This is a genomic window from Rhizobium sp. UFLA01-1127, assembly GCF_059803845.1.
Genome location: NZ_JAUQTZ010000061.1, coordinates 1 through 26,530, shown reverse-complemented (window position 1 = coordinate 26,530; position 26,530 = coordinate 1). Strand labels below are relative to the sequence as shown.

Genomic DNA, 26,530 nt, shown 5'->3' with positions numbered 1-26,530 from the left:
AGTTAAGCAACGTCGCCCTAGTTCATTAGGAACAATGATCACAAGCGAGTGAGCCATGCGGGTCCTTCTGGTCGAAGATGATGCCGATCTTTCCAAACGCATTGCGGCGAGCCTGCGGGCGGAGAACTTCGCGGTCGACATCGCCAGGAACGGAGAAGACGCCGAACACGCCGGCCTGACCGAGATTTTCGACGTCGCCGTGTTGGACCTCGGCTTACCTAAAATCGACGGCGTGACGGTGCTCAAGTCCTGGCGGAGCGGGGAACGGATGCTTCCGGTGCTCGTTCTCACTGCGCGAGATGGCTGGCCTGATAAGGTGGCCGCCTTCAAAGCGGGAGCTGACGATTTCCTGACGAAGCCATTCAAAATCGAGGAACTCATTTTACGTCTTCGCGCTCTGGTGCGGCGCGCCGCGGGTCACGCTGCCTCGGTGATCACCTGCGGAGATCTTTCGTTCGACGCGCAACTCGGAACGTTCGAGCTCGCGGGACTTCCGCTGAGGTTGACGGCGTTCGAATGGCGGGTCCTCTCCTGCCTGATCCTGCGCAAGGACGTCATCGTGGATAGGCGCGAACTCATCGAGCGGGTCTACGAGGGGGACACGGACGTGGATTCCAATTCGATTGAAGTGATCATCGCCAGGCTGAGGAGAAAGATCGGTGCGGAAAGGATCGGGACGGAAAGGGGACGCGGCTACATGCTAAGGGCCGGCCAGTGAAGCTAGAATTGCCATCACCGCGCAGGACGATTGCCGGCCGCCTGATCGCGTTTTCGGTGATCTACGCTGTGGCGGCATTGGTCGTAGCGGCTTTTGTCCTCTGGTTCATCGTTGCGACCGTGGTCAGGCAACAGGTCGATCAGCGGCTCGATCTGCAAATCGACGCTGTTCGCAGCGCTCTGACGTTCAATCGGGACGGCACACTTGCTCTTTCAGGCAATCCCGATGGCCCTCCCTTTGATCGTATCGGCTCCGGGTGGTACTGGCAGGTCACCGCCGACGGCCGCCATTTATCCTCAAGATCACTCGATGGAGGCAGCATTGCCAGTCCGCCGCGAGCGTTTGACTGGAAGCGGCTTCTTAAAGGGAGCCCGCAGCCGGCGGACGGGCCTGGAGACAAAGGCGAGGCACTTCACTTTCGTGTGGCGCAGACCTTTGTAGGTGGAAAGGCAGTCGAAATCCTCGCGACCGCCCCTAACGTCGCGCTGACGGCTCCCGCTGCAAGAGCGCTCGCACTTCTGGTGCCGGCAATGCTGACCCTTGGGGCCATTCTCGGCGTCGGGATTTTGTTTCAGGTTCGATATGGTCTCTTACCGCTCCGTGAGTTGTCCGGACAGGTTTCAGAAATATCGTCCGGGCGGCTCACGGAACTTCCGCAAACCGAAGTCGATGAACTTCGCCCCGTCATCGGAGAAATCAATCGTCTGGTCGAGCACAATCGCAAGCGGCTTGCCGAGACCCGGCTCCAGTTTGCCAACCTGGCGCATGGACTGAAAACGCCGGTTGCCAGCCTTTATCTCGCACTCGATGACAAAAATGACCCGACCGGCGAGGCACGGCGCCTTGTCGGTCGAATTGATCGAAGGATTCGGCACCATCTGGGAAGAGCGAGGGCCGGTGTCTCCGAGGCGGGATTTGCTTCGTCGACACATCTTCTGTCGCGAGTGGACGACATAGTGCAGATGATGTCGAAACTTTATGCCGGGCGACACCTTAGTGTCGTTACAGCGATCGGTTCCGATCTGCGCATAAGCTGTTCGGCGGAAGATACTGACGAGGTTCTCGGTGGGATCATCGACAACGCGTTCAAATGGGCGGCAAGCTCGGTTCGAATAACAGGCACCGTCGAAGGCGCCATGGCGCTGATCTCGATAGAGGACGACGGGCCAGGTATTGAGCAAAGCCGGATCGCCGAAGCGATGAAACCGGGTGTCAGACTTGACGAAACCATTGCCGGTGACGGCTTCGGATTGTCGATCGCCAAAGAGGTTGCCGAGCTATATGGCGGGTACGTCAAATTGCAAGCCAGGCCGGAAACCGGACTCATTGCGGTCGTGGCGTTACCGGATGCGCGCGGGGACGCTCCGTCACTGTCTTAGTGATGGTATATGGGCGAATTTGTTGCGGATAACCAAGTGAGGATGTTGGACACCATCGATCGATCGATCGAACCGGACCGTCATGTTTCCGCGTCAGTTTTTGGCGCCGGCTGAAAGGCATTGGTGCGGTCTATCTGCACGGGTGTCTAGAGCGTTTCCGCTTTTCTTCGAATCGCGAAAACGCACTATCTTCTTATTTCCCAACGCATTCCGGACGGAAAACCTACCCACTTTTCCTGGAATTGCTCCAAGCGAAAAGCCTTCATTGATTAGCCACGCTCATAAGCCCATACGAATTGCCACGTCTAATCGAACGATGGCAATCGCGCTATATTCAATCGGGTTCGTGGCTACGAGAGCGCAACGGCGAGATCATTGCGGTTTGAGGCTCCAAGGCAAACAAGAAACGGCTCGGTCTTTCGCAAGAGCATCGGCGGCTTCCATGCGCTTCCGTCCAGCGAGTACGGATGCCGGCTGGCGAACAATCGACGAGGGATGGCAATGAACTGGTCACAGGATGAACTTGCGAAAATCGATCAGGCGGACGATCTGAAGATCGCCCCATTTCGTGAGGATGGCGCCACCTATGGCACCCCGACCTGGATCTGGGAGGTCGTGGTTGATGGTGGCCTCTATGTGCGTGGCTACCATGGTCGGAAGTCGCGCTGGTATCAGGCTGCGCTTCATCAGAAAGCCGGCCGGATCATTGCCGCCGGCATCACGCGGGAGGTCGCCTTCGAACCGGTCGACGGGCCGATCAACGACCGCATCGACGACGCCTATCGCGCAAAATATGGCAAAAGCCCCTATCTGTCGCCGATGATCAGCGCCCGGGCGCGCGCGGCGACCGTGAAGATCGCCCCGCGCAAGAGCGCCTGAGGCAAAACGGGATCATAGGGCGTCGAAGGCGCGTAAGCGCGAAAAGCAAGCGCCTTATTGTCTCTTGAGGATGTCTGACCGTCCAACACCACTCCACAAAGGGAGATGCAACATGATCAAGCGCAAACTGGGACAAGGTCTCGAAGTTTCCGCCCTCTCGCTGGGCGCCATGGGTTACGGCAAGGCGCGCGAGCTTCCCGACCGGGCGGAAATGATCGCTCTTCTGCGAACCGCGGTCGAACGCGGTATGGATTTTTTCGACACGGCCGAGGTCTATGGCCCGTGGACCAATGAAGAGATGGTGGGCGAGGCGCTTGCTCCGGTTCGCGATAAGGTCAAGATTGCCACGAAATTCGGCTGGGATATCGACCAGGAAACCGGCCGGCACCGCGGCGGCGTCAACAGCAGGCCGGCGCAGATACGCCGCTCCATCGAAGGAAGCCTGAAGCGGCTACGCACCGACCACATCGATCTCTATTACCAGCATCGGGTCGACCCGGACGTGCCGATGGAAGATGTCGCGGGAACGGTGAAGGAACTGATTGCCGAGGGCAAGGTGCTGTGGTTCGGCCTGTCGGAAGCTGGCGCACAGTCCATTCGCCGGGCGCATGCGGTGCAGCCGGTTGCTGCACTGCAGAGCGAATATTCGCTCTGGACCCGCGAACCGGAAGAGGAAATCATCCCGGCCATCGAGGAACTCGGTATCGGGCTCGTTCCCTTCAGCCCGCTGGGCAAGGGGTTTTTGACCGGCAAGATCGACGTCGGCACGACATTCGACAGCTCCGATATCCGCGCCGAAATCCCGCGTTTTTCCGAGCAGGCTCGCGTCGCCAATCAGAAGCTGATCGACTTGATCCGCAAGATCGGCGAGAAGCATGGTGCGACACCGGCGCAGGTCGCGCTTGCCTGGCTCTTGGCGCAGAAGCCCTGGATTGTTCCTCTGTTCGGCACCCGTAAGCTGGAGCGGTTCGAGGAGAACATCGGCGCGTTGAACGTGGCTCTGGATAAGTTCGATCTCGACGAGATCGAAAAGGCCAACATCGTGATCCAAGGCGCACGCTATCCCGAAGCCATGCTGCGCCGTTCGGGGCTCTAGGTGTCATTGGTCTGAATGTCGAGCCGCCTCAGTTAAGCACGTGGCGGGTCTCTACGAGTATCGCAAAGCGCCGCCGAAGCCGTGTTCATGCGGATGGAGGCGCGCTTGATGCGATGCTCGACAACAACCGAATTGAAAGGAATATCCATGAAACGGATCTTGGCGGCCACGGCGATCTCGCTCACCATGGGTGAGCCTGTCTTCGCTCAGGAAGGTACGGGCGGCGGAGCAATATCGGAAAGAGCTTCGTCGCTGTCGGTTAGCGACATCCACTCCGTATCGCCGGCTCTTGCCCGCTATGCGGACGAAGACGTGATTGGAAACCTGTGGCGGAGGCCGCAGCTCTCGCGGCGCGATCGCGGCATCGTCACGCTCTCCGTGCTGATCGCCCGAAACCAGGCCATCGACCTGAAGCACTACGCAAATGTCGCTCTCGATAGCGGCGTGACCCCGGGGGAAATCTCGGAGATCATAACTCATCTTGCCTTCTACTCAGGCTGGTCGAACGCCATGTCTGCGATCGCCGCGACGAAGGAGGTGTTTGCCGCACGAAACATCGCCGCCGATCAACTCCCTGCAGGCTCGCCGCAATTGCTGCCTTTGAATGAGGAGGCGGAGCAGCGGCGCGCCGAGGCTGTCGAGAAAAATGTCGGACAGATTTCGCCAGGACTGGTGCTGTTTACCGCCGACCCGCTGTTTCGCGATCTTTGGCAGCGGCCGGGTCTTGCACCACGCGACCGCAGCCTTGTAACCGTAAGCTCGCTCATCGCCTCGGGGCAAAGTGCCCAGATCACCTATCACCTTAACCGGGCAATGGATAACGGCCTTACCGCCGAAGAAGCCGGAGAAATCGTGGCCCACACGGCCTTCTATGCCGGATGGCCGAACGCTTTCTCCGCCTCGACTGTTGTCGGCGAGGTCCTGCGCAATCGGGCGAAATGAGCTCCCAAAGTGATCGCCGGCGGCGTGCAGGCTTGGCGAAGCTGATCGGCATAGCCGCCGTTTCAACCGATGCCGCTACTATTTTATGGCCATGTGTTTTATAAATGAGCATGTGGTCATGACAAGGAATCATGAGTGGAGCGACAGAACATCAATGACCTGACGGTGTTCCTGCTGGTTGCGAGAGAGCGCAGTTTCACGAAAGCGGCGGCCAAACTTGGAGTTTCGCAGTCGGCGCTTAGCCACACGGTCCGCCAACTCGAGGAGCGGCTCGGTGTGCGGCTCCTGACGAGGACGACGCGCAGTGTCTCGTCGACGGAAGCCGGCGAGCGGATGCTGATCAGCATTGGTCCGCTTTTTGACGAAATCGGAATGGCGATCGATGAGCTCAACGCCTTGCGCGAAAGGCCTGCCGGAACCATCCGGCTAACCGCCGGGGACTATCAGATCCAGCATTTCATCTGGCCGAAGCTTCGCGGCTTTCTCCATCAATATCCGGACATCAGGCTCGAACTCGATGTGAATTACGGTCTGCAGGACATTGTCAGCGATCGTTACGACGCCGGCGTGCGTTTTGGCGAACAGATCGCCAAGGATATGATCTCCGTCCGGATCGGTCCGGATGTGCGCTTCGCGGTCGTTGCCGCGCAATCCTATTTTGCGTCTCGGGATATTCCGACGCACCCGAAGGAGTTGACCCTCCATCGCTGCATCAATCTTCGGCTTCCAACATATGGCGGTCTCTATGCCTGGGAATTCGAGGAGGACGGACGTGAAATCAAGGTCAGGGTGGACGGACAGCTCGTCTTCAACACGATCTATAATGTTCTCGAGGCGGCGCTCGACGGCTTTGGTTTTGCCTATGTTCCGGAGGATATCGCCAGGCCATATCTCGAGACCGGGCGCCTTAATCGGTTTCTCGAAGACTATTCGCCCTATTGGGAGGGGTTTCACCTTTATTATCCCAGTCGCCGTCAATCCTCGCCGGCCTTTTCCCTGCTCGTGAACGCGCTACGCCATTCTACGTGACGGCGGTTGGGCGAATTAAACGGCCTCCTGACCGAACCGTTTCGGCAATTCGCTCGCAAGAGCGTCGATCGCCAGCCTCGACCGCAACGGCAGATGCTGTGCAGCCGGCCAGACGGCATAAGCTTCGATCATGGCACTTGGCCGGTCCACCCAAAGTTCAACCAGTCTGCCAGCGCGTATGTGATCGCTGATGAGCCAATGCGGCTGCCAAGCAAGCCCCATGCCTTCGACCGCGGCGTCCGTGATGGCTTCGAGGTCATCGAAACGGAGCCTAGAACTGACGGGCACATCAACGAGGTCCCCCGATACGTCCGGAAGCCGCCAGGGCAACGCATAGTCGTTGCGCCAATAGACGAGCATATCGTGATCCCTCAAATCGGCGAGGGAATGCGGCTGTCCGCGTTCTGCAAGATATGCCGGAGAAGCACACAGCGCCTTGCGTTGGCCGATAAGCCGCCTTGCGCGCAATGACGTTCCATTGCCAAGTGCGCCATTGCGCACCGCAAGGTCGAACCCGTCGGCGATCATATCGACTTGGCGATCGTTGAAGCTGAGTTCGAGTTCAAGCTTCGGATGCTGGCGAGCATAGGAACGCAGAATGGGCGCAACGCAATAACGGCCGAACAATACCGGCAGCGATACGCGAAGTTTGCCGACGACCTCGCGCCGTCCGGTTTCCAGCAGGGATTCGCCCGTGCGCAATTCCTCGATGGCGCGCAGGCACCGCTCGTAATATTGCTGGCCGTCTTCCGTCAGACATTGCGTGCGCGTCGTTCGTTGAAACAGACGCACGCCCAGCCGCTCTTCCAGGCGCGCAATGGCCTTGCCGACTGCGGAAGGCGTGAGGGAGAGCCGATCGGCTGCCCTCTTGAACCCCCCGGCTTCGACCGCTTCCACAAAAACTTCTATCCCGTCAAATCTGTCACGCATGGCGAAACCTTTCGGACGCTCTTGTGAGAGATTGCGGAATTTGGGGAAATAAACAAGTGAAAAACAATCGCCACTGCTGAATGTCATTCTACTGTAATGAGGAGATCAGGCAAGTGACGTTTTAGGGCGTTCAGGGGCACTCGGCCCCGATTGCTCTGCCGTCATGCGCATTCTTATTGCAGGAAGGCGAGCAAGTTGTTGATTTCAATCGTATACGACAGCGGATTCGGTCACACCGCGCGCGTCGCTGAAGCCGTCGCCGCCGGTATTGGCGAGGTAAGAGAAGCCGCGGCGAAACTGATCGCCGTCGCGGACGGGCCGATGGACTGGGAGGCGCTCGAGCGCAGCGATGCCATTATCTTCGGATCGCCAACCTATAACGGCCTGATCAGCGCAAAACTCAAGCAGTTCTTCGAGGATTCGACCAAGGCGGCCTGGTCGGCCCAGAAGTGGCGCAACAAGATTGCGGCCGGATTTACGAATTCCGGAGCCCAGCACGGCGACAAGCTGAACTCGCTCATATCGATGGCGCTGTTTGCAGCCCAGCACGGCATGATCTGGGTCGGCCTCGACATGATGCCGGGCAACAGCAGCAGTACCGGCAGCGTGGACGATCTCAACCGGCTGGGAAGCTGGCTGGGCGTCATGACCCAGTCGAACGTGGACCAGGCTCCCGACGTTGCGCTGATCGGCAGCGACTTGAAGACGGCTCAGTACCTCGGCCGGCGCGTGGCTGAGACGGCCAGCCGGTTTCGGTCCGCCTAATCTCAAATTTATCCCAGGGAGTATGACTATGAAATTGCTTTGTCTCGACGTACCGCAGCCCGGCGCCTCGCTGGAGAAATATCAGCCGCATATGCAGGATGAGGCGCGCCATGCCTGGCAGATGTACAAGGGCGGCCTCATCCGTGACATCTATTTCCGGCAGGACCGCCCCGGTGTCGCCATCATAGCGGAAGCCGCCTCTGTCGAAGCGGCCAAAGCGGCACTTGCCGAATTCCCCCTCGCCAAGGCCGGCCTGATCGGTTGGGAAGTAATCCCGCTCGGTGCCTTTACAAACTGGGAATCGCTGTTCGCCCCAGGCAACGCCTAGCCCCGCACGCGCCTCCGGCACTGCGAGCGCCGAAAAACTACGGGGCTGGGACCAATAGCTCGCACCGGCACGACAACTCGGAACAAGCGATTATGAACACAATAGGCTTTGCAGCTCTATCTGCCACCGAACCGCTCGAGCGCTATATCTTCGAACGTCGCGCGCCGCGATCGGATGACGTTGTTATCGATATTCTCTATTGCGGCGTCTGTCATACCGACGTCCATCTGGCCCGCAACCATTTCGGCTTCACGAGCTACCCCATCGTGCCGGGCCACGAAATTATCGGGCAGGTGCGGGAGGTCGGAACGGACGTGTCCCGCTTCAAGGCTGGCGACATGGTCGGGGTCGGCTGCATGGTCGATTCCTGCCAGCGCTGCAAGCCCTGCCTCAAAGGCTGGGAGCAGGACTGCGTGGAGGGTCCGACCTTTAGCTATGCGAGCAGCGATCGTCAGGATGGTACGCCGACTTATGGCGGCTATTCCGACTCGATCGTCGTGCGGGACAAGTTCGTATTGTCGTTGCCAGACGGGCTCGATCCGGCGGGCGCCGCACCGTTGCTTTGCGCGGGCATCACCACTTGGTCGCCGCTGCATCGCTGGAATGTCGGCAAGGAGAGCAAGGTCGCGGTGATCGGCCTGGGCGGGCTCGGCCACATGGCTCTGAAGCTTGCCAAGGCGCTCGGGGCCGATGTCACCCTGTTCACGCGTTCTGCCGGCAAGGAGGAGGACGCCTTCCGTCTCGGCGCGGACCATGTCGTGCTGTCGAGCGATGCGCAGCAGATGGAAGCCGTTGCCGGTCGCTTCGACGTCATTATAGACACAGTGCCCTACGATCACGACGTCAATCCCTATATGCCAACTTTAGCGCTGGAAGGCGTCCTTGTCCTCGTCGGCTATCTCGGGCCGCTTGGCACGCCGGTAAACGCCGGCGGGCTGGTGCGCGGCCGTCGCGCGATCTCCGGCTCCTTCATCGGTGGCGTGCCAGAAACGCAAGAGATGCTCGATTTCTGCGGGCAGCACGGCATCGTCTCGGACATAGAGATCATTTCCATCCAGAAGATCAACGAAGCCTATGAGCGCATGTTGAAGAGCGACGTGAAATACCGCTTTGTCATCGACATGACCTCGCTCAAATCCTGAGGAAACCGAACATGACAAGCACGATCAAGCCCATCCTGTGTGTGGTAACCAGCCATCCGATCCGCGGCGACAGCGGTGAGCCGACCGGTTTTGCCATGGTCGAACTCACCCATCCGCTCGAGGTCTTCGATAAGGCGGGAATTCCCTATGAGATCGCCTCGATCCGCGGCGGCCACCCGCCGATCGACTTCTTTGATCTGTCCGACGCGGCCAACGCCCATTACTGGAAGGACAAAGACTTCCGCAGCGCGCTTGCCGACTCGTTGATCCTGAAGGATCTCGATCCATCTCGCTATTCGGCAGTCTTCTTTGCCGGAGGTCACGGCACGATGTGGGACTTTGCCGACAACAAGGCCGTGCAAAATGTCATCCGTGGGATCTGGGAGGCAGGCGGCATCGTCTCGGCAGTCTGCCATGGCCCGGCCGCGCTGGTGAACGCGACGCTGTCCGACGGCAGCTATCTCGTAGCCGGCAAGAAGCTTGCTTCCTTTACCGACGAGGAGGAAGCAGAGGTCAAGTATACGAAGGTGGTGCCCTATCTCCTTGCGACCACTCTCAAGCAGCGCGGCGCGCTGCATCAGGCTGCGCCCAATTGGACAGAGAACGTCGTTACCGATGGCCGTCTGATCACAGGCCAGAACCCGGCTTCCGCCCATGGCGTCGGCCAAGCTCTCGTCGATCAGTTGGCTGCGAAGCAATAAAGGCCGCTCTCCGTATCGTCGGTCTCAGGAGCGGAACCCCTTATGCGAGGCGATCCGCTCATCCTCACATCGACACGCCATGATGAAACATGGCACCTCGTCCGGCGTCGCAGACAGCATTGACCGAAGGGTTTCAGAGATGAAGATCGGAAATACCTTCAGATAGGCAGCATATTGCGCCGGACGGCATTCCTATTTTCCGGTTGCGGACGAGGCTGCGGAATTACTTTTGCCTGAGTAGATTTCGGATCTTTCCCGGCGCGACATCGGTATTTTACTGGTAGGCGACCCGTTCGAAAGTATCGGCGTTCGTTTGGACAGAATGAGCCCATCCCAGCTTCTCAATTTGGTCTGAATGACCGGCTTTCGCGCTGGTCACGACGTACCATACCGTCTGGAGCTTGTTCTCACGCAGCATTCCGGTGAACGAGCAGATCGACGTCGGACCTTCTCCACTCATTCCAAAGGCGAAATTGACGCAGTCATCGAACCAAACGCCGATGGCCCGCAACTCATGCCCGTAAAAAGCGCTGTCCGGGAGGGCGGTTTTGAATGTGCCTTTGATCAGCCCGTCCCGATCTTCGACAATTGTCAGCGTTGAGCCATATTGATTGCGCCAAGTGCCTATCCAGCTCATTTCTGAAATCTCCTCATCTTGTCGATGGGGAAACTCGTCTCTCGCTTCAATGTTTCATGCGGGGCTTCTGGGCAACAACGATGATATGATCGACTGCAATGCCGCCTTCATCGCGCCCCATTCAATTTTCTCGCCATTTGGAGCCGCGCGGCACTCCCCGGCTTCGCCAAAAGGCAGCCTCTTCCTCAGGAGGGATATGATCATCCGTCTCCGGTGACGGCGGATCTGGTTCTTCGGGATAACCCGCCTCCAGAAACTCTTCCGCTTCCAGATAGGCCAATGCTTCGGGTCGAATCTCGACCTCGAGTACGTGGACTGCGATCTCGTTGGAATATTCCTTGATCGGCTCGACGTAGGAATAGCGAGCCCACGGAAAGAGCTGGATCATCAATTCGTGAAGATTATGCGCCCGAATGCGGTAATCGATCCGCATCTCCGGTTCGCCTTCGTCCAGAATGATGCGCAAATTGCCGAAGATCGGCGAGGAATCACCCCATCGTCCCAAATGAATATTGCCGTCTGATTGCCAATCCTTTCCATCAGGGCACGATCGACCGCAAATGCCGAACGCAGCAGTTTTTGCGGATCCGACGAGACGGTTTCCTCGAACCCCAATCTGGCCGACGCATCCAGGATGTTGGATGCCGGAATGGCGAGCAACTGCTCCTGTCCGAATTTATCGCCGAATTTATTGTATGGTTCCCTTTGGACCCACTGCCACACAACATCACCACGCTCGGGGTCGAACAGGAACACGCAAACCGAAAGGGAATGGGATGCCCAGTAATCCAGGCAGCGCCTTTCGACTTGATGAAGGTAATTGCCGCTGTCGTCCCTCGCTGACGATGCCAGCCCGAGCCGCATCGGCAGAAAGCGACCGGTTGACCATCCATCCTCGAGCATTTCGACGCGAGCGACCAGGCCGCTCTCCTGGGGATATGATACCCGCCGAAGACGCCAGTTGAAGTCTCGGACAAAGACTTTTTCGACAGCGTCGATAGCCGCGCAGATGTCGGGATCCGTGTGTGCAGCATTCAGGCCCATGAGACGCCGACGTCTTTGCGACAGCTCCCCGCGGCCGGCTGTTGCAAGGAAGCGATATATCGCCATCCCAGCCGCAACGATTGTCGGAATAACTGTCTGCAGACGTCCAGCCATTGAACTTTGCCGTCGAACTAGAGTATTTCCGCTTTTCTTCGAATCGCGAAAACGCTCTATCCTTTTATTTCCCAACGCATTCCGGACGGAAAACCGCTACGCACTTTTCCTGAAAATGCTAGCCGGTTCCCTCGCTTACATGATCGAGCAGTGCCAGCAAACCCTTGAGGATGTCCGTCGGCGACGGCGGACAGCCGGAAATATGCAGATCGACGGGCACGATCTTCGAAACCCCGCCGACCACGGCGTAGCTCCCGGCAAAACAACCGCCATCGCGCGCACAATCACCCAGCGCAACGACCCATTTGGGATCCGGCATGGCATTATATGTCCGCTCCAAGGCTTCCGCCATGTTCTTCGTCACGGGGCCGGTGACCATCAGCACGTCGGCGTGCCGAGGCGAGGCCACGAAACGCATGCCGAACCGCTCGATATCGTAAAAGGCGTTGCCGAGAGCCTGTGCTTCGAGTTCGCACCCGTTGCACGATCCGGCATCGACGAAGCGGATCGCCAAGCTGCGACCGAGCCGGCGGTAGGCTTTCCCGTCGATTGCAGTCGCGAGCTCTTGAGCCGCAGCATCGGTACTGAGCGGTGCAGGCTCCGTCAAAGGCGGACGGATCAGGCTTTCAAACAGGAGCTTGCGCATGGTCTTTTGCCTTTACAGATCGTGCCCCGAATATGAGCAGTTGAACGACTTGTTGCAGAGCGGGAAGTCGGCGACGATATTGTCCTTGATTGCAGCCTCCAGCAGCGGCCACTGAAACCAGGACGGATCGCGCAGGTGGCAGCGTTCGATCTTGCCCGTAGGCGACAGCCGCAACCATGCCAGGACGTCACCGCGGAACCCTTCGACAAGGGCCACGCCCTCCCGCGCCTCGTTGACGGCCGGAGCTTCCGCAAGGATTGGGCCGTCCGGCAGCCGGTCGAGAATCTGTTCCATGAGCGACAGGCTCTGTTCGACTTCGCGAATGCGGATCCATATTCGGGCGTTCACGTCACCGTCGCGAAGCAGCGGTACATCGAAGCTCAGTTGGTCATAGGGTGGATAGGCAAGGTTGCGCCGTGTGTCGAAGTCACGGCCGGCGGCCCGCCCGATATAGCCGCCGGCGCCATATTGGCCGGCAAGCCCGCTCTCCACCGCGCCCGCACCGACCGTCCGGTCCTGAAGCGAAGCCGTATTGTCGTAGAGGTCCACGAGAGCGGGGAATTTCCGGCAAAGCTCGGCATGCAGCGCCCGCAGACCGGCCTTTCCGTTGTTGTCGAGATCGGCGGAAACGCCGCCTGGCACGATACGGTCGCGCATCAGCCGATGCCCGAAAGCGGCATCGGCTGATCGCAGCACCTGTTCACGCAACACGGCGCAATGGGCGAGCATCAGCGCAAAGGCGGCGTCATTGCAGATGGCGCCTATGTCTCCGAGATGGTTGGCGAGCCGCTCGAGTTCGGCCATCAGCGCGCGCAGCCACACGGCGCGGGGCGGCACCTTGACCCCGAGGGCTGCTTCGGCGGCTTGCGAAAAAGCATAGGCATAAGCGACGCAGCTGTCGCCGGATGTCCGCCCCGCAAGCCGCACGCCTTGAGCCGAATCGGCGCCCGTCATCAGCGCCTCGATCCCCTTGTGCACGTAACCGAGCCGCTCCTCGAGGCGAACGACGGTTTCACCATTGGCGGTGAAGCGAAAATGCCCGGGCTCGATGATGCCGGCATGGACCGGTCCGACCGGAATCTGGTGCAGGTTTTTTCCATCGGCAGGCAGAAAGGCGTAGGAGGGTGCGGAGGCAGGCGCGCTGTGCTTTCCGAGCGGAAACCGCAGATCCCAGCGGCCGTGGTCGAGCCACGGCCTGGCATCGGCGAGCCCCTCCGGCGCCAATCCCGTCAGGTCACGGAGCGCTCGTTCCAGGCGCAGTGCCGGCGGGTGATACTGCGCGATGGAGGGATAGCCGTTCTGCAGTTCCTCGAGGCTCAAGATTGCGGTCATGCCGGCTCGTTCGTCAAGCAGTGCCAAGTGCACGGCGTTGCGCTCGCCCCAGAGGCCAAGCATCGCCAAATGTCCCTCCGACAACCGCGACGCAGCCGAGATCCAGGTGGACGTATCGGCAACGGCGCGTGGCCAGGGTCCGTGATGCGAAACCGGACGGCTATTGCCTATGAGATCATCTAACAACGACATAGTCCGGCCTCGCGTCATCGAAGAAGATTGGCGATATGCTGAAACCAGCTAACCATCGGGGGCGGCAGGTAGATTCCGGCCGCCAGCACCAGCGCCAGATGCAGGAACATCGGCAAATAGGATGCTTCGACCGGGGCAAGGCTGCCGCGCGGCTGACCAAAGATGGCTCCCGTCAACCGCAGCAGTAGGGCTCCGAAGGCGACCAGCAGGCCGAACACCAGCGGAATGGCGAGCAACGGCTGCTTTGCGAAGGTCGAACTGACGATGAGAAACTCACTCATGAAGATGCCGGCGGGCGGCAGGCCGGCAATGGCGATGACGCCTGCCAGCAAGCCCCAGCCGAGCCCGGGATGCGTCTCGGTCAGACCGCGAATGGCGGAAAGCCTCTGAGTTCCCTTGATCTGGGCGATATGACCGACGGCGAAGAAGATCGCCGACTTGGTCAGCGAATGCATGACCATATGCAGCAGGCCGGCAAAATTGGCGAGCGAGCCGCCGAGACCGAAGGCAAAGACGATGATGCCCATATGCTCTATGGAGGAGTAGGCGAACAGGCGTTTGATGTCGCGACGGCGGTAGAGCATGAAGGCTGCAAAGATCAGCGAGATGAGCCCCATCGTCATCATCAGCGGCCCAGGGCTGATCGCCTCGGGAGTGGCGGCAAGCAATATCTTGAAACGCAATACGGCATAGAGCGCGACGTTGAGCAACAGGCCGGAAAGGACCGCCGAGATCGGTGTCGGCCCTTCTGCATGGGCGTCCGGCAGCCAGGCATGGAGCGGCGCCAGTCCGACCTTGGTGCCGTAGCCGAGCAGCAGGAAGATGAAGGCGAGGTTGAGAAGAGCCGGGTCGAAGCCGGCGGCGTGCTCTACCAGTGTCGTCCAGACCATGGCGTCGTAGCCGGTGCCGACAACGGCCTGGGCGGCGAGGTAGACGAGGATAGTGCCGAACAGCGCGAAAGCGATGCCGACGCTTCCAAGAATGAAATATTTCCAGGCAGCTTCCAATGCCTCATGGGTGCGGTAGATGCCGACCATCAGCACCGTGGTCAGCGTCGCCAGTTCCACCGCTACCCACATCAGACCGATATTGTTCGACACGAATGCGAGATTCATGCCGAACATCATGACCTGGTACATGGCATGGTAGAAGCGTAGGTTGGCGGGTGTCAGACGGCCGATATCCAGCTCGTGGGCGATATAGCCGGCGCTGAAGACGCTGGTGGTGAAGCCGACGAAGGCATTCAGGACGATGAAGACGATGTTGAGATCGTCGACGAGCAGATATCGGCCCGGCGGCGGCCGAGCGCCGAAGAAGAGGAAAAGCGCCGCAAGCAGCGTCAAAAAGCTCGCGACTATGTTCAGCCGCGCCGTCATGCGGTAGCCGGGCAGGAGCGCCAGTAGGGCGGCCGCGGCAATCGGAATGACGAGAACGGCCGTAACCGCATCGAGGCCGAGGATGGAAGAGGAGAGGGCGTTCATTTCCGCCGCCTTCCCTTGAAATCGTCGAGTGCCCGGACGTCTACCGTGTCGAAGCGCTCGCGGATGCGGAACAGAAAGACGCCGATGACGATGAAGGCGATCAGGATCGAGAAGGCGACACTGATCTCCACCACCAGCGGCATGCCCTTGGCGCCGGTCGCCGCCAGCACCAATCCGTTTTCCAGCGACATGAAGCCGACGACCTGGCTGACGGCATTGCGGCGCGTGACCATGATCAGCAATCCGAGCAGCAGAACCGACAGGGCGAAGGCAAGGTCTTCCCGGGCGATCGGATCAGCAGACGGGGTCACCCGAAGCATGACCACAGTGGCCAGCGCCACCAGTCCCAAGCCGGCGAGCATGGTGGGGCCAATGCCGACGACGGTCTCGATCTCGCGGTGAATGCCGAGCTGGCGGATCATCCGGTGCAATACGACAGGAATGATGATCGCCTTGAAGATGAGAGCGATCGCCGCCGTCACGAAGAGATGCGGCGCATCCTGGATAACGGCTTGCCAAGCAACCGATAGCGTCAGCACCAGCGAATGCAGCGCAAAGACGTTCAGCAGCGCATAGAGACGATCCTGATAGAGCATCATCATGCTGACGAGCACCAGGCCGCCGGCAAGCATGTGAGCGATGTCGAAGACCGACCCGGTCATCAGAACCCCCTCGACACGAAACGCAACAGGGCCGCCAGCAGGCCGAGCATCAGCGCGGCACCGAGGAAATCCGGCACGCGGAACACGCGCATCTTGGCGGTCGCGGTCTCAAAGAGCGCCAGCAGGGCTCCGCCCGCCGCAAGCTTGGCAAGATAGGCGGCCAGCCCCACCAGATAGGCAAGCGGCCCGGCCCCAAGATCGGCGAGTTTCCAGGGAACGAAAAGGCAGGCGATCAACGAAATATAAAGCAGCAGCTTGAGCGACGCCGCGAGTTCGATCATGGCGAGATGCCGCCCGGAATATTCGAGCACCATGGCCTCGTGCACCATGGTCAATTCCAGATGGGTCGCGGGGTTGTCGACCGGAATACGGGCGTTTTCCGCAATTGCGACCATGATGAGAGCGATGAGGGCGATCGCCAGCGAGACGCGCAATCCGACCTGCGGCGAGGTCATGAAGGCAGCGATCGAGGAAAGCTGAGTCGAGCCGGCTACAAGGGCAAGAGTGAAGATGATGAGCAGCATCGAAGGCTCGGCAAGCGTCGCAATCATCACCTCGCGGCTCGAGCCGATCCCGCCGAAGCTGGTGCCAACATCCATGCCGGCAAGCGCCAGGAAAAAGCGTGCGCTCCCAAGCAACGCGATAATGGCGATCAGATCCGCGGTCCAGCTGAAGACGAGGCCGGTGGCGAAGGTCGGGATGAGGGCGGCCGCCACCCATGTAGCGGCAAAGATCAGATATGGTGCGCCTCTGAACAGCCAGGACGCGTTTTCCGCAATCACCGCCTCCTTGCGCAGAAGCCGGATGAGATCGCGATAGGGTTGGATCGGAGAGGGGCCGCGACGGCGCAGCAGCCGCGCCTTGAACAGGCGCACGAGGCCGGTCAGCATCGGCGCGAGCAGCACGACGATCGACATCTGGAGCGCCTGGATGAAAAGGGCAGATATCATGACCATAGCGCCAGCACCAAAAGCAGGAGAACGAGCGTGAGGAAGACCAGGCTCAGATATCGCCGGATGGTTAGGAACTGCAGATGATTGAGTTTTTCGGCCGCAAAACCGACCGCGCCGACGATGGGCAGATAGAGTCCTTCCCAGATATGATCATGCATCTCCAGCGTGAACCGCGCCGGGCGGAGATCGCCGGGCGCCGGTATGGTCACCCGATCGCGTGCGTGAAAGATCAGCGTGCCGAAGACGCGCCGGATAGGCTGGGCGAAGCTGCTGGCGGTATATTGCGTTGCCGGGTCGCTGATCGGAAAGCCGCAATCCCAGGCCGGCGCCCTGCGGATGCGTCGCGAGCCAAAGCGGTGGACGAGATAGGCGGTGAGCGACGCCGAAAAGAGGATGAAGAGGAAAACGAGCAGGCCGTTATAGGAGCTGCGGGCCTCAGTGATCGGCACGATCGACAGCCATGGAATATTCGTTTGCACCGGCATGCGCTGGCCGATCAGCGAGAGCGTCACCGGCGCTAGCGCGTCGATGACGACCCCGGGCAGTACACCGGCGGCAAGGCAGAGGAAGGCCAGCGCCGACATGGCGGAAAGCGAGAAACCGTCGGCCTCCATTGCCCGTTCTGCCGACACGGTGCGGGGACGGCCGAGAAACGTCACGCCGAAGACCTTGACGAAACAGGCGGCAGCCAGGGCGGCGGCAAGGGCGAGCAGGCCGCCCACCGCCGGCACAAGAAGCTTCAATCCCCACTGGGGCAGGGCAGGGCTTTGCAGGACGGCCTGAAATGCCAGCCATTCGGAAACGAAGCCATTGAAAGGCGGAAGAGCCGAGATTGCGACGCAGCCGACGAGAAAGACGACGGCCGTTGCCGGCATGCGATGGACGAGCCCGCCGAGTTTTTCCGTGTCCCGTTCCCCGGTCGCCGTCAGCACGGCTCCGGCGCCAAAGAAAAGCAGGCTCTTGAAGAATGAATGGTTGAGGACATGGAATAAGGCGGCTGTCAGTGCCAAGGCCGCAGCCAGCCCCATGCCGTTCGCCTTGAATGCAAGCGCCAGACCGAGGCTGACGAAGATGACGCCGATATTTTCAATGGTGCTGTAGGCAAGCAGGCGCTTGAGATCGCTTTCCATCAGCGCGTGCAGTATGCCGAGAACCGCAGTAATGCCGCCGATGGCCAGAACGACGATACCGAACCACCAGGCCGGCGCGCCGAGCAGATCGAAAACCACCCGTATGAAGCCGTAGACCGCGACTTTGGTCATGACGCCGCTCATGAGCGCGGAGACGTGGCTGGGGGCGGCCGGATGCGCCCGCGGCAGCCAGACATGGAGGGGTACCAGCCCAGCCTTTGATCCGGTGCCGGCCAGCAGCAGCGCGAGCACCAGGCCCGAGGTCAGCGGTGCGTGTTCGGCGGCACGCATGGAGGCAAAATCATAATTGCCGTCCGGTCCCGCAAGCAGGCCGAAGGCGAGCAAAAGGGTCAGTGTGCCGAAGCTCGCCATGACGATGTAGAGATAGCCGGCTTTTCGGTTGTCGGTGTCACGGTGATGGGCGATCACAAGCGCCCAGGACGCGAGCGACATGAACTCCCAGGACATCAGGAAGGTGAAGGCGTCGTCAGCGAGGGTCACAAGATTCATGCCGGCGATAAAGGCCGGGAAGAACGGCAGCACCCGGTGAGGCGCGTGCTCGTGGCGGCCATAGCCGAGAGCATAGAGGCTAGAAAGCATGCCGCCGAAATTGACGACCGCCAGAAAGAATGCGGACAGCGCGTCCAGACGGAAATGACTGCCAAGCCAGGGCAGACCGATGGGAAGCACGAGCGTGGACGCGGCGTCGGGGGCAGCCATCGTGGCGAGTGCGTCGGCCGCTGCGGCAAATGCGATTGCCGATAGAGCGAAGCTCAAACTGTAAATGAACTTCGTCGCCTGTTTCGACCGGGCGATGAAGACGGCAAGGATTGCGATTGCAAGCATCATGGCCGAACATGACAGGAGCACGGATAGGGCGGTCATGAACGAGATCCCTTTGCTCGCCCGGACATGCCAGGTACTCCACTCTCCGCCCGCTTGGCCTTCAGCCTGACGCCGCGCCCTCCATCCTGGCTGACGGCGCCCTCGTTGATCACCTCTACGCCGGCTTCGCTTAGAGCTGCCAGCAGCCGCATCAGGGAATCGACGTTGCCGCGCACCACATCGGGGCTCGCCTCCATGCGTTGGATCGTCGGAACGGATACACCCGCCAATTCGGCGAGTTGGCGCTGATCTATACCAAGAAGGGCTCTGGCGGCACGCATCTGAGCGGCGGTGATCATGGCGGAACCATCACTTATGCTTCATAAGCTCTGATGTTAGCAGTTTAGCGCATGCTTACTGATGTATCAAATCACAATTTTGATGCGGCATCTTCGCAGACGGCCAAAAGCTCACTTGTGAGAACGCCACATCGAGTAGTAAGACAAACCATCATCATTTCGGGCGTGCCGGCCTGTGTAGGAATCGCCGCGACCCGATCCCGGAATACCGAGAGGGAAGGAAGGCTTGACGGCTCCTGATCCGACTTCGGAAAGATGTTCAACCTGAAGTCCTGGAAGGAGCAGAGACTTCCGATGCCTCCGATACCCATCCGCCAACAGTGGTTCTCATGCTTGTAAGACAAGGCACCCATCGCAACGAGAAAATTGACCGCCGGTTGGCGGCTTGCCTGGCGGCAATCGCCGGCACGTTGAATGCGTCGGCCTTCTACGCCGTCGGCTTCTTCTCGGCCAACATGACGGGCAATGTATCGACGCTGTCCGATCACCTTGCCGTGGGGCAGTGGCTGTCGAGCCTGTTTTATGGAGGGATCGTTGTCGCCTTCATTCTGGGTGCAACGGCATCGACGCTGATTATCAACGCCGGCCGCCGTCGCAATATTCATGCGATCTACGCTTACAGTATTTTGACGGAGGCCGTGCTACTCGCCGCGCTCGGATGCGCGGATCTCTGGTTGCTTGCCGCTTGGCGCGCTCCGGTTCTCGTTCTCGGGCTTGCATTCCTGATGGGGCTTCAAAACGCGGTCGTCACCCGCATCTCCGACGCCAGGGTTCGCACCACGCATGTTTCCGGCATGGCAACGGATATTGGCATCGAGTTGGCCGTTGCCCTGGACGCCTTGCGCGGTCGCGAGCAGGTTTCGGAGGCGCGGCACAATCTGGGCAAACTCAGATTGCACCTTTATACGATCCTTTCATTCCTCGTCGGCGGCATTTTGGGCGTGCTCGTTTATCGCGCCATCGGCGGCTATCTTCTCCTGCTGGCTGCGGCCACCCTTGTTGTCATCGCCCTGAACGCAATTCTGCGGGCGCGGAAGGTGCTTGTTCCCCAGGGAAGCTATTGATTGGCGGACGATCCGAGCGGTGCCGGGGATTCCGCGGGAACGCAGTTACGGCCGGGAGGAATTGCAGGCGGGTACGAACTTTGCCGGTGTGATTCATCATACCGTGCAAAGATTTGCGAATTTGCCATAACGAGCCGAGCCGATCGCGTGGGTCGAGGCGAGCAGGAAGATATCGGCCGGTCCGGTCGATATCAGTCGTGTCCGCGGCCGCGATAGGTCGTTGGAACACCGGCCGCTTCGTGGCATTGCGCGAGGGTTTCCAGCCACGTAGCCAATCCGGCCGGCACTTCGGCATTCCCTGCTTCCAGCGCCTCCACCCATGACAGGTCACATTGCAGGGCGCTCGCCAGATTGATCGGCGTCCAGCGGATATGCAAAAGGCATTCGGAAAAGCGTTCTGGGGTCATGGATCCTCCAACTTCTGAAGACAGACCACGGTGCCGACGGGTGGTCCGAAGTCAAGCGAACATGCAAATCCGGCCGTTCCCCTAATCGAGATGGACGGTGAAAAGCTCCGAAGTGGCCTCATCGCTGATAATCATCGAACGCTATTTGGGTTCGGTGCTCTGTTTGTCCAATGCTCTGCCGAAATCCGGAACTGTACCTGTTGCCTGCCGGCTCGCTCTCAGATCGTTTTCGTCAAAGGCGTATCGGCGCAGGAGGGAAAAGAGCGCTTCATTCATCCGGGCGCCATCCAAGAGTTCGGGACTGTCGCAAATGACGTTGATGGTCCGCTGAACGACACGATCCGCAGCCGCGTCGGAATCGACGAATTTCCTGGCCCAGTGGCGAAGAATCGCACGAAGTTGCGAATCCTGTGGCATGTCCGGGGAATTTGGAAGGGGCACGCTCACTCCTCTTATCCTTGCAGGCGGGTAGATAAGAACCGTAGGTCGTCACCGCCTGCAGGATTGTTCGGTGACATAAGATTGATAGTATTTCTTTGGGTCACTAGTCCAGCTTTAATCGAGCAGGTAGCGGCTGTCGCTCGTCATGCTGCCTGGCTGCGGGGCCGTATAGGAGCCGTCGGTCAAGCGTCTTCCGGCGCAATCCGCCGAAGAGAGAAGGGCCTGCAAAGATGCCCGGTCCTTGCTCGCGTGGAATTATGTCCATGGGGTGGAGAAAGGTTCTTTGCTTCCTATTTCACGAAAAAGTGGGACGCGACACGCGATCGGAGGAATATAATGGCGAAGAATACGATCTGCCTCTGGTACGACAAGGATGCTGAAGCAGCCGCCAGATTCTATGTCGAAACCTTTCCCGACAGCAGGATGGGCGCCGTCATCCGCGCGCCCGGAAACTATCCGGAGGGCAAGCAGGGAGACGTGCTGGTAGTCGAATTCACCGTTGCCGGCATTTCCTGCGTCGGCCTGAATGGTGGGCCGGTCTTCAAGCACAACGAAGCCTTTTCATTTCAGATATCGACTGAGGATCAGCAAGAAACCGATCGTTACTGGAACGCCATTGTCGGCAATGGCGGTCAGGAGAGCGAGTGCGGCTGGTGCAAGGACAAATGGGGCGTGTCCTGGCAGATCACGCCGCGCATTCTGATGGAGGCGCTGCGCGCAGGCGGCGATGAGGCAAAGCGCGCCTTCGATGCGATGATGACGATGAAGAAGATCGACGTCGCGGCGATCGAAGCCGCACGGCGTGGCTGAAGGGGACGCATACAGCGTGATGACGACGCGTTTATCGCTCGCTATCGGGCGTGACGGTGAAATCGCTGGAACCTAAGATTGAAGTCGCCGAGACGGTGGAAAGATAGCCGGCTCGGCGATGAATCGCCAAGAAACCCTGCGCGCCAGGGCAGGCGATGACATGGGTGCGCCAATTTGGAATATTGGCCTATTATTGCTTTTGTTGAGGACTCCATTAAATATGGTCGGGCATGGCAAGCCGGCCAAGGCGGGCCGGATCGCAAAAACTCGTGCTTAATCAGAAGCAGAGGCAGCCGATGGCATTTGACTGGTCAGGTTTGCACAGGACGGCCGCGCGAAACGCCACCCGCCTCGATCATGACAAAGTCGGCGCCGTCTTCGTTGGACGGACAATGCTGCCCGACGATAGACTTCCTTGCAAGAATGTCCGACCGTTCGAGCCTGGCGATCGTTGTCTCCATCGATTTTCATTCAGGCGCCGGTTGCAGGCAGTGTGCCTGCATCCGTTTGGGTGCAAGAGGATTTTCGTGAAATCCGCCAAGGCCGACATCATCGGAATTCATACCGACCTATTCCCGAAGAGTAGAGTTACCAGTCATGATAAAACGCATGATCATCATGCTGATCGTCATAGGCTTGATCCTGGGCGGTATTTTCGGCTTTCAGGCATTCAAGAACCGCATGATCGCGGCCTATCTGGCTAATCTCAAGTCGCCGCCGCAGACGGTCTCGACAATCACTGCCGCGAGCAGCCCATGGCAGACGACGCTGCAATCCATCGGCAGCTTCAATGCCGTCGAGGGCGCAAATCTTTCGGCGCAGGTGCAGGGCATTGTCCAGAAGATCGCCTTTCAGGATGGTCAGGACGTCAAGAAGGGCGATCTTATCGTGCAGCTGCTTGCCGATCAGCAGATCGCGACGTTGGAGCAGTACAAGGCGACAATGGCGAATGCGCAAATCGCCTATGACCGCGATTCCAAGCTGATCAAGGCGAACACCATTGCACAGAGCCAGGTCGACAGCGATCTGGCGAACTGGAAGGCGGCGCAGGCGCAGGTCGCCTCGCAACAGGCATTGATCGATCAATATTCGATCCGCGCACCCTTCGATGGCCATCTCGGCATCAAGCTGGTCAGCCTTGGCCAATATCTGCCCGCGGGAACTGCCGTCGTGACCCTGCAGTCGCTCGATCCGATCCAGTTCGATTTCTCGATGCCGCAGCAGGTTCTGTCGCAGGTCAAGGTCGACCAAGCCGTAACCGCAACGGTCGATGCCTATGGCAACCAGACTTTCGACGGCAAGATCACGGCAATCAGCCCATTGGTGGACACCCAGAGCCGCAACATCACCCTGAGGGCGACTTTCGCAAATCCCGATCGCAGGCTGCTGCCTGGCATGTTCGGCAATGTATCGGTGGTGGTCGGCGAGCCGAAAGACTATATCTCGCTGCCGCAGACCGCCGTCACCATCAATCCCTATGGCAATGTCGTCTATGTTGTGACCGATAAGGGTAACGGTCCGGACGGGAAGCCGCAGCGCGTCGCCAATCAGAAATTCGTCAGCACCGGACAGGCGCGCGGCGATCAGATCGCGGTCACCAAGGGGTTGAACGTCGGCGAGGTCGTGGTGACTTCGGGCCAGCTGAAATTGAACAACGGCTCGCCTGTCATCATCAACAATGACGTGCAGCCGTCGAATGATCCCAATGCAGCTCCGGCGAACCCCAACTGAGGTGTGGCGATGAATATCACCGATATCTTCATCCGGCGCCCCGTGCTTGCCCTTGTCGTCAGCGCTTTGATTATCGTGATCGGCTATCAGTCGTTTCGCACGCTGACCGTGCGCCAATATCCGCAGACGCAGAATGCAGTCGTCACGGTGACAACTACTTATCCGGGTGCTGCGCCCGACGTCATCGCCGGCTTCATCACGACGCCGCTCGAAAACGCCATCGCTCAGGCCAACGGCATCGACTACATGACCTCGTCCAGCACCAGCGGCACTTCGACGATCACGGTCAACCTGCGCCTCAATTACAATGCCGATGCTGCGATGACGGAAATCAACGCCAAGGTGTCATCCGTTCTCAATCAGCTGCCCACGGGCACACAGCAGCCCATCATGTCGGTTTCCGTCGGCCAGTCGATCGATGCGATGTATATCGGTTTCCGCAGCGATGTTCTGGCCAGCAACCAGATTACCGATTATCTGACGCGCGTCGTCCAGCCGAAGCTGCAGGCAGTCAACGGCGTTCAGACGGCCGAAATCCTCGGCGGCAGAACATTCGCGCTGAGAGCGTGGCTGGAACCGGACAAGCTCGCTGCCTATGGGCTGACGGCCGGCGATGTCAGGACCGCGCTTGGAAACAATAATTTTATTTCCGGCATCGGCACGACGCGCGGCCAGATGACGCAGACGGTGCTGACGGCGCGGACGGATCTGCATTCGGCCGACGAGTTCAGGGAGATGGTCGTCAAGCAGATCGGCGATACGATCGTTCGCCTGAAGGATGTGGCGACCGTCGCGCTCGGATCGCAGAACCCCGATGTCCAGATCGGATTCGATGCGCAGACCGGCGTATTCATGGGCATCCAGATCGCGCCGACGGCCAATCTGCTCGACGTGATCAAGGGCGTGCGCGCGGTGTTTCCAGACATTCAGGCGCAGCTGCCGCAGGGGCTCGAAGGCTATATCGTCTATGATTCCAGCACCTTCGTCACCCAGTCGATCGACGAGGTGGTCAAGAGTCTGGTCGAGGCCCTGGTAATCGTCATCTTCGTCGTGTTCGCATTTCTCGGCTCGCCGCGATCGGTCGCCATTCCCATCGTCGCCATACCGCTGTCTCTGGTCGGCACCTTCGCGATGATGCTGATCCTCGGTTTCTCCATCAATCTTTTGACTTTGCTGGCCCTGGTGCTAGCCATCGGCCTCGTGGTCGATGACGCCATCATCGTCGTGGAAAACGTCAACCGCCATATCGAGGAAGGGGCCGCACCGATGCCGGCGGCGCTGGCGGCCGCCCACGAGCTGGTCGGACCGATCCTGGCCATGACCGTCGTGCTGATCGCCGTTTATGTGCCGATCGGCTTTCAAGGCGGCCTGACCGGCGCCTTGTTCACCGAGTTCGCCTTCACGCTGGTGGGCGCCGTTACCGTTTCCATGATCATAGCGCTGACGCTGACGCCGATGATGTGCTCGCGCATCCTGAAGCCGCATCTGACCGACCGTAGCGGCTGGGAGGAGCGCATTTCGGATTTCATCGATCGTCGTTTTTCGGAGATCCATCGCCCCTATATGCGCATGCTGCACGGCAGTCTGAACACCATACCGGTGACCCTGGTGTTTGCCGTAATCGTTCTCGGCAGCATCTATTTCCTTTACACCAGCGCCAAGAACGAGCTGGCTCCCAATGAGGACCAGGGATTTCTCGCAGCACAGGTGACCAATCCTCCCAATGCGACGCTTCAGCAGAAGTTGCTCAATTCAAATCAGGTCACCAAGATCTTTCGCAGTTTCCCCGAAACCGACAAGACCCTGCAGGTCGAGGTGCCGGGCACGTCGTTCGAGGGTATGGTGCTGAAGCCCTGGGCCGATCGCAAGCGAACGGCGGACCAGCTGCAGCCGCTGGTGCAGGCAGATCTCGGCAAGGTCGCCGGCGGGCAGGCCGTGGTCTTCCAGATCCCGCCGCTGCCCGGCGCCAGCGGCCTGCCGGTGCAATTCGCCATCGGCAGTACCGGCGGCTTCGAGCAGCTCAACGAAGTGTCCAGTTCCTTTTTGCAGGAAGCGCAGAGGTCCGGCCAGTTCATCTTTCTGATGAAGGATCTTTATGTCGACAATCCGCAATATTCGATCCAGATCGACCGCAGCAAAGCCTCGGCGCTCGGCCTGTCCATGAACAATGTGGGGTCGGCGCTCGCTGCCATGCTGGGCGGCGGTTACGTCAATTATTTCAGCATCGACAACCGCTCTTACCAGGTCATCCCCCAGGTGGAGCAACGCGCGCGCCAGACTATCGATCAGATCATGAACTATCCGATCGCAAACGTGAACGGATCGAAGATACCGCTTTCGGCGATCGCGACGGCGAAACTTGAGGCGACTCCGCGTTCGGTCGCGCATTTCCAGCAATTGAACTCGGCCACCATTGCCGGGGTGCCGGCGCCCGGCGTTGCCGTCGGCGATGCGCTGAATACCTTGAAGTCGATCGCGGCGCGCTCACTGCCGCAGGGCTATTCGGTCGATTATGGCGGCCAGTCGCGGCAGTTCGTGCAGGAATCGAGCGGCATGGCGACCACTTTCGCGCTCGCCTTGATCATCGTCTTCCTGGCGCTATCGGCCCAATTCAATAGCTTCCGCGATCCGCTGATCATCCTCGTATCGGTGCCGATGTCGATTGCGGGCGCTCTGGCCTTCATCAGCCTCGGTGTCGGCGGCGCGACGATGAACATCTATACGCAGGTCGGCTTGGTGACGCTGATGGGATTGATCAGCAAGCACGGCATCCTGATCGTCGAGGTGGCAAAT

At 59.6% G+C, this 26,530-nt stretch carries 27 protein-coding genes; 14 read left to right on the top strand and 13 right to left on the bottom strand.

The annotated features are described in order from the left end of the window. The first annotated feature begins 55 nt into the window (after nucleotides 1–55). From Q4Q11_RS16810 to Q4Q11_RS16785, 6 genes are all read left to right on the top strand, one after another. Nucleotides 56–718: a response regulator transcription factor gene (locus tag Q4Q11_RS16810; protein WP_112512471.1), complete on the top strand. Its 663-nt coding sequence runs from the start codon at nucleotides 56–58 to the stop codon at nucleotides 716–718. After that, a complete protein-coding gene (locus Q4Q11_RS16805) occupies nucleotides 715–2,097 on the top strand; it encodes a sensor histidine kinase (protein ID WP_498570195.1) in 1,383 nt (460 codons plus the stop codon). The genes Q4Q11_RS16810 and Q4Q11_RS16805 overlap by 4 nt, the downstream gene beginning before the upstream one ends. Nucleotides 2,098–2,598: 501 nt before the next feature. After that, on the top strand, nucleotides 2,599–2,976 hold the full coding sequence (locus Q4Q11_RS16800; RefSeq protein WP_112512473.1) for a DUF2255 family protein: 378 nt from the start codon (nucleotides 2,599–2,601) through the stop codon (nucleotides 2,974–2,976). 112 nt (nucleotides 2,977–3,088) lie between these two features. Then, on the top strand, nucleotides 3,089–4,072 hold the full coding sequence (locus tag Q4Q11_RS16795; protein ID WP_498570194.1) for an aldo/keto reductase: 984 nt from the start codon (nucleotides 3,089–3,091) through the stop codon (nucleotides 4,070–4,072). A gap of 147 nt (nucleotides 4,073–4,219) precedes the next feature. Next, nucleotides 4,220–5,014, top strand: a complete 795-nt coding sequence (locus Q4Q11_RS16790) for a carboxymuconolactone decarboxylase family protein (protein WP_498570193.1) — start codon at nucleotides 4,220–4,222, stop codon at nucleotides 5,012–5,014. Between the two features lie 135 nt (nucleotides 5,015–5,149). Next, nucleotides 5,150–6,043: a LysR family transcriptional regulator gene (locus Q4Q11_RS16785; protein ID WP_498570192.1), complete on the top strand. Its 894-nt coding sequence runs from the start codon at nucleotides 5,150–5,152 to the stop codon at nucleotides 6,041–6,043. 15 nt (nucleotides 6,044–6,058) lie between these two features. On the opposite strand, the gene Q4Q11_RS16780 is transcribed toward Q4Q11_RS16785, so the two are convergent. Next, on the bottom strand, nucleotides 6,059–6,973 hold the full coding sequence (locus Q4Q11_RS16780; RefSeq protein ID WP_112512477.1) for a LysR family transcriptional regulator: 915 nt from the start codon (nucleotides 6,971–6,973) through the stop codon (nucleotides 6,059–6,061). Nucleotides 6,974–7,168: 195 nt separating this feature from the next. On the opposite strand from Q4Q11_RS16780, the gene Q4Q11_RS16775 reads away from it, so the two are divergent. The 4 genes from Q4Q11_RS16775 (at nucleotide 7,169) to Q4Q11_RS16760 (ending at nucleotide 9,909) form a co-directional block, all read left to right on the top strand. Then, complete coding sequence (locus tag Q4Q11_RS16775; RefSeq protein WP_498570191.1) at nucleotides 7,169–7,738, top strand: flavodoxin family protein; 570 nt, start codon at nucleotides 7,169–7,171, stop codon at nucleotides 7,736–7,738. Nucleotides 7,739–7,766: 28 nt separating this feature from the next. After that, complete coding sequence (locus Q4Q11_RS16770) at nucleotides 7,767–8,066, top strand: superoxide dismutase (RefSeq protein ID WP_498570190.1); 300 nt, start codon at nucleotides 7,767–7,769, stop codon at nucleotides 8,064–8,066. Between the two features lie 92 nt (nucleotides 8,067–8,158). Beyond that, on the top strand, nucleotides 8,159–9,208 hold the full coding sequence (locus Q4Q11_RS16765; protein WP_498570189.1) for an NAD(P)-dependent alcohol dehydrogenase: 1,050 nt from the start codon (nucleotides 8,159–8,161) through the stop codon (nucleotides 9,206–9,208). 11 nt (nucleotides 9,209–9,219) lie between these two features. Further along, nucleotides 9,220–9,909, top strand: a complete 690-nt coding sequence (locus Q4Q11_RS16760; RefSeq protein WP_498570188.1) for a type 1 glutamine amidotransferase domain-containing protein — start codon at nucleotides 9,220–9,222, stop codon at nucleotides 9,907–9,909. Between the two features lie 274 nt (nucleotides 9,910–10,183). Here Q4Q11_RS16760 and Q4Q11_RS16755 read toward each other — a convergent pair whose 3' ends face one another. The 10 genes from Q4Q11_RS16755 to Q4Q11_RS16710 form a co-directional block, all read right to left on the bottom strand. Then, nucleotides 10,184–10,546: an avidin/streptavidin family protein gene (locus Q4Q11_RS16755; protein ID WP_498570187.1), complete on the bottom strand. Its 363-nt coding sequence runs from the start codon at nucleotides 10,544–10,546 to the stop codon at nucleotides 10,184–10,186. A 121-nt stretch (nucleotides 10,547–10,667) separates the two neighbouring features. Then, nucleotides 10,668–10,934 carry a hypothetical protein gene (locus Q4Q11_RS16750; protein ID WP_498570186.1) on the bottom strand — a complete coding sequence of 89 codons (267 nt, stop codon included), beginning with the start codon at nucleotides 10,932–10,934 and terminating at the stop codon, nucleotides 10,668–10,670. Then, a complete protein-coding gene (locus Q4Q11_RS16745) occupies nucleotides 10,934–11,704 on the bottom strand; it encodes a DUF4365 domain-containing protein (protein WP_498570185.1) in 771 nt (256 codons plus the stop codon). The genes Q4Q11_RS16750 and Q4Q11_RS16745 overlap by 1 nt, the downstream gene beginning before the upstream one ends. Before the next feature lie 118 nt (nucleotides 11,705–11,822). Further along, nucleotides 11,823–12,350, bottom strand: a complete 528-nt coding sequence (locus Q4Q11_RS16740) for an NADH-quinone oxidoreductase subunit B family protein (protein ID WP_498570184.1) — start codon at nucleotides 12,348–12,350, stop codon at nucleotides 11,823–11,825. 12 nt (nucleotides 12,351–12,362) lie between these two features. Beyond that, nucleotides 12,363–13,874, bottom strand: coding sequence for a hydrogenase large subunit (locus Q4Q11_RS16735; protein WP_498570183.1), 1,512 nt, complete (start codon nucleotides 13,872–13,874; stop codon nucleotides 12,363–12,365). 14 nt (nucleotides 13,875–13,888) lie between these two features. Continuing rightward, the gene (locus tag Q4Q11_RS16730) at nucleotides 13,889–15,355 is read right to left on the bottom strand and encodes a hydrogenase 4 subunit F (RefSeq protein WP_498570182.1); all 1,467 of its coding nucleotides are present in this window, start codon (nucleotides 15,353–15,355) and stop codon (nucleotides 13,889–13,891) included. Then, a complete protein-coding gene (locus Q4Q11_RS16725; protein WP_112512487.1) occupies nucleotides 15,352–16,017 on the bottom strand; it encodes a hydrogenase-4 component E in 666 nt (221 codons plus the stop codon). The genes Q4Q11_RS16730 and Q4Q11_RS16725 overlap by 4 nt, the downstream gene beginning before the upstream one ends. Further along, nucleotides 16,017–16,973, bottom strand: a complete 957-nt coding sequence (locus tag Q4Q11_RS16720; RefSeq protein WP_498570181.1) for a respiratory chain complex I subunit 1 family protein — start codon at nucleotides 16,971–16,973, stop codon at nucleotides 16,017–16,019. Before Q4Q11_RS16720 ends, Q4Q11_RS16725 begins: the two co-directional genes overlap by 1 nt. Then, on the bottom strand, nucleotides 16,964–18,985 hold the full coding sequence (gene hyfB / locus Q4Q11_RS16715; RefSeq protein WP_498570180.1) for a hydrogenase 4 subunit B: 2,022 nt from the start codon (nucleotides 18,983–18,985) through the stop codon (nucleotides 16,964–16,966). Before hyfB ends, Q4Q11_RS16720 begins: the two co-directional genes overlap by 10 nt. After that, entirely contained in the window at nucleotides 18,982–19,284 is a 303-nt protein-coding gene (locus Q4Q11_RS16710) for a helix-turn-helix domain-containing protein (protein WP_112512490.1), read from the bottom strand. The genes hyfB and Q4Q11_RS16710 overlap by 4 nt, the downstream gene beginning before the upstream one ends. A 329-nt stretch (nucleotides 19,285–19,613) precedes the next feature. Here Q4Q11_RS16710 and Q4Q11_RS16705 point away from each other — a divergent pair, with 329 nt between their 5' ends. Next, nucleotides 19,614–20,348 carry a YoaK family protein gene (locus Q4Q11_RS16705; protein WP_113216771.1) on the top strand — a complete coding sequence of 245 codons (735 nt, stop codon included), beginning with the start codon at nucleotides 19,614–19,616 and terminating at the stop codon, nucleotides 20,346–20,348. A 191-nt stretch (nucleotides 20,349–20,539) separates the two neighbouring features. Here the strand turns inward: Q4Q11_RS16705 and Q4Q11_RS16700 are convergent, their stop codons facing one another. Further along, nucleotides 20,540–20,755, bottom strand: a complete 216-nt coding sequence (locus Q4Q11_RS16700) for a hypothetical protein (RefSeq protein ID WP_112512494.1) — start codon at nucleotides 20,753–20,755, stop codon at nucleotides 20,540–20,542. A gap of 777 nt (nucleotides 20,756–21,532) precedes the next feature. Here Q4Q11_RS16700 and Q4Q11_RS16695 point away from each other — a divergent pair. Then, nucleotides 21,533–22,006, top strand: coding sequence for a VOC family protein (locus Q4Q11_RS16695; protein ID WP_112512496.1), 474 nt, complete (start codon nucleotides 21,533–21,535; stop codon nucleotides 22,004–22,006). A gap of 311 nt (nucleotides 22,007–22,317) precedes the next feature. On the opposite strand, the gene Q4Q11_RS16690 is transcribed toward Q4Q11_RS16695, so the two are convergent. Next, on the bottom strand, nucleotides 22,318–22,467 hold the full coding sequence (locus Q4Q11_RS16690; RefSeq protein ID WP_162701687.1) for a hypothetical protein: 150 nt from the start codon (nucleotides 22,465–22,467) through the stop codon (nucleotides 22,318–22,320). 136 nt (nucleotides 22,468–22,603) lie between these two features. Here Q4Q11_RS16690 and Q4Q11_RS16685 point away from each other — a divergent pair, with 136 nt between their 5' ends. Continuing rightward, complete coding sequence (locus tag Q4Q11_RS16685; RefSeq protein ID WP_498570179.1) at nucleotides 22,604–23,737, top strand: efflux RND transporter periplasmic adaptor subunit; 1,134 nt, start codon at nucleotides 22,604–22,606, stop codon at nucleotides 23,735–23,737. 9 nt (nucleotides 23,738–23,746) lie between these two features. After that, nucleotides 23,747–26,530: efflux RND transporter permease subunit (locus Q4Q11_RS16680; RefSeq protein WP_498570178.1), on the top strand; the 2,784-nt coding region annotated here is incomplete at its 3' end.

Excerpts from the sequence above, each read along its gene's own strand:
- Q4Q11_RS16810 (WP_112512471.1), top strand. The coding sequence starts at position 56 with ATGCGGGTCCTTCTGGTCGAAGATGATGCCGATCTTTCCAAACGCATT.
- Q4Q11_RS16800 (WP_112512473.1), top strand. The coding sequence starts at position 2,599 with ATGAACTGGTCACAGGATGAACTTGCGAAAATCGATCAGGCGGACGAT.
- Q4Q11_RS16795 (WP_498570194.1), top strand. The coding sequence starts at position 3,089 with ATGATCAAGCGCAAACTGGGACAAGGTCTCGAAGTTTCCGCCCTCTCG.
- Q4Q11_RS16790 (WP_498570193.1), top strand. The coding sequence starts at position 4,220 with ATGAAACGGATCTTGGCGGCCACGGCGATCTCGCTCACCATGGGTGAG.
- Q4Q11_RS16780 (WP_112512477.1), bottom strand. The coding sequence starts at position 6,973 with ATGCGTGACAGATTTGACGGGATAGAAGTTTTTGTGGAAGCGGTCGAA.
- Q4Q11_RS16770 (WP_498570190.1), top strand. The coding sequence starts at position 7,767 with ATGAAATTGCTTTGTCTCGACGTACCGCAGCCCGGCGCCTCGCTGGAG.
- Q4Q11_RS16765 (WP_498570189.1), top strand. The coding sequence starts at position 8,159 with ATGAACACAATAGGCTTTGCAGCTCTATCTGCCACCGAACCGCTCGAG.
- Q4Q11_RS16760 (WP_498570188.1), top strand. The coding sequence starts at position 9,220 with ATGACAAGCACGATCAAGCCCATCCTGTGTGTGGTAACCAGCCATCCG.
- Q4Q11_RS16755 (WP_498570187.1), bottom strand. The coding sequence starts at position 10,546 with ATGAGCTGGATAGGCACTTGGCGCAATCAATATGGCTCAACGCTGACA.
- Q4Q11_RS16750 (WP_498570186.1), bottom strand. The coding sequence starts at position 10,934 with ATGATCCAGCTCTTTCCGTGGGCTCGCTATTCCTACGTCGAGCCGATC.
- Q4Q11_RS16745 (WP_498570185.1), bottom strand. The coding sequence starts at position 11,704 with ATGGCTGGACGTCTGCAGACAGTTATTCCGACAATCGTTGCGGCTGGG.
- Q4Q11_RS16740 (WP_498570184.1), bottom strand. The coding sequence starts at position 12,350 with ATGCGCAAGCTCCTGTTTGAAAGCCTGATCCGTCCGCCTTTGACGGAG.
- Q4Q11_RS16735 (WP_498570183.1), bottom strand. The coding sequence starts at position 13,874 with ATGTCGTTGTTAGATGATCTCATAGGCAATAGCCGTCCGGTTTCGCAT.
- Q4Q11_RS16730 (WP_498570182.1), bottom strand. The coding sequence starts at position 15,355 with ATGAACGCCCTCTCCTCTTCCATCCTCGGCCTCGATGCGGTTACGGCC.
- Q4Q11_RS16725 (WP_112512487.1), bottom strand. The coding sequence starts at position 16,017 with ATGACCGGGTCGGTCTTCGACATCGCTCACATGCTTGCCGGCGGCCTG.
- Q4Q11_RS16720 (WP_498570181.1), bottom strand. The coding sequence starts at position 16,973 with ATGGTCATGATATCTGCCCTTTTCATCCAGGCGCTCCAGATGTCGATC.
- hyfB (WP_498570180.1), bottom strand. The coding sequence starts at position 18,985 with ATGACCGCCCTATCCGTGCTCCTGTCATGTTCGGCCATGATGCTTGCA.
- Q4Q11_RS16710 (WP_112512490.1), bottom strand. The coding sequence starts at position 19,284 with ATGATCACCGCCGCTCAGATGCGTGCCGCCAGAGCCCTTCTTGGTATA.
- Q4Q11_RS16705 (WP_113216771.1), top strand. The coding sequence starts at position 19,614 with ATGCTTGTAAGACAAGGCACCCATCGCAACGAGAAAATTGACCGCCGG.
- Q4Q11_RS16700 (WP_112512494.1), bottom strand. The coding sequence starts at position 20,755 with ATGACCCCAGAACGCTTTTCCGAATGCCTTTTGCATATCCGCTGGACG.
- Q4Q11_RS16695 (WP_112512496.1), top strand. The coding sequence starts at position 21,533 with ATGGCGAAGAATACGATCTGCCTCTGGTACGACAAGGATGCTGAAGCA.
- Q4Q11_RS16690 (WP_162701687.1), bottom strand. The coding sequence starts at position 22,467 with ATGGAGACAACGATCGCCAGGCTCGAACGGTCGGACATTCTTGCAAGG.
- Q4Q11_RS16685 (WP_498570179.1), top strand. The coding sequence starts at position 22,604 with ATGATAAAACGCATGATCATCATGCTGATCGTCATAGGCTTGATCCTG.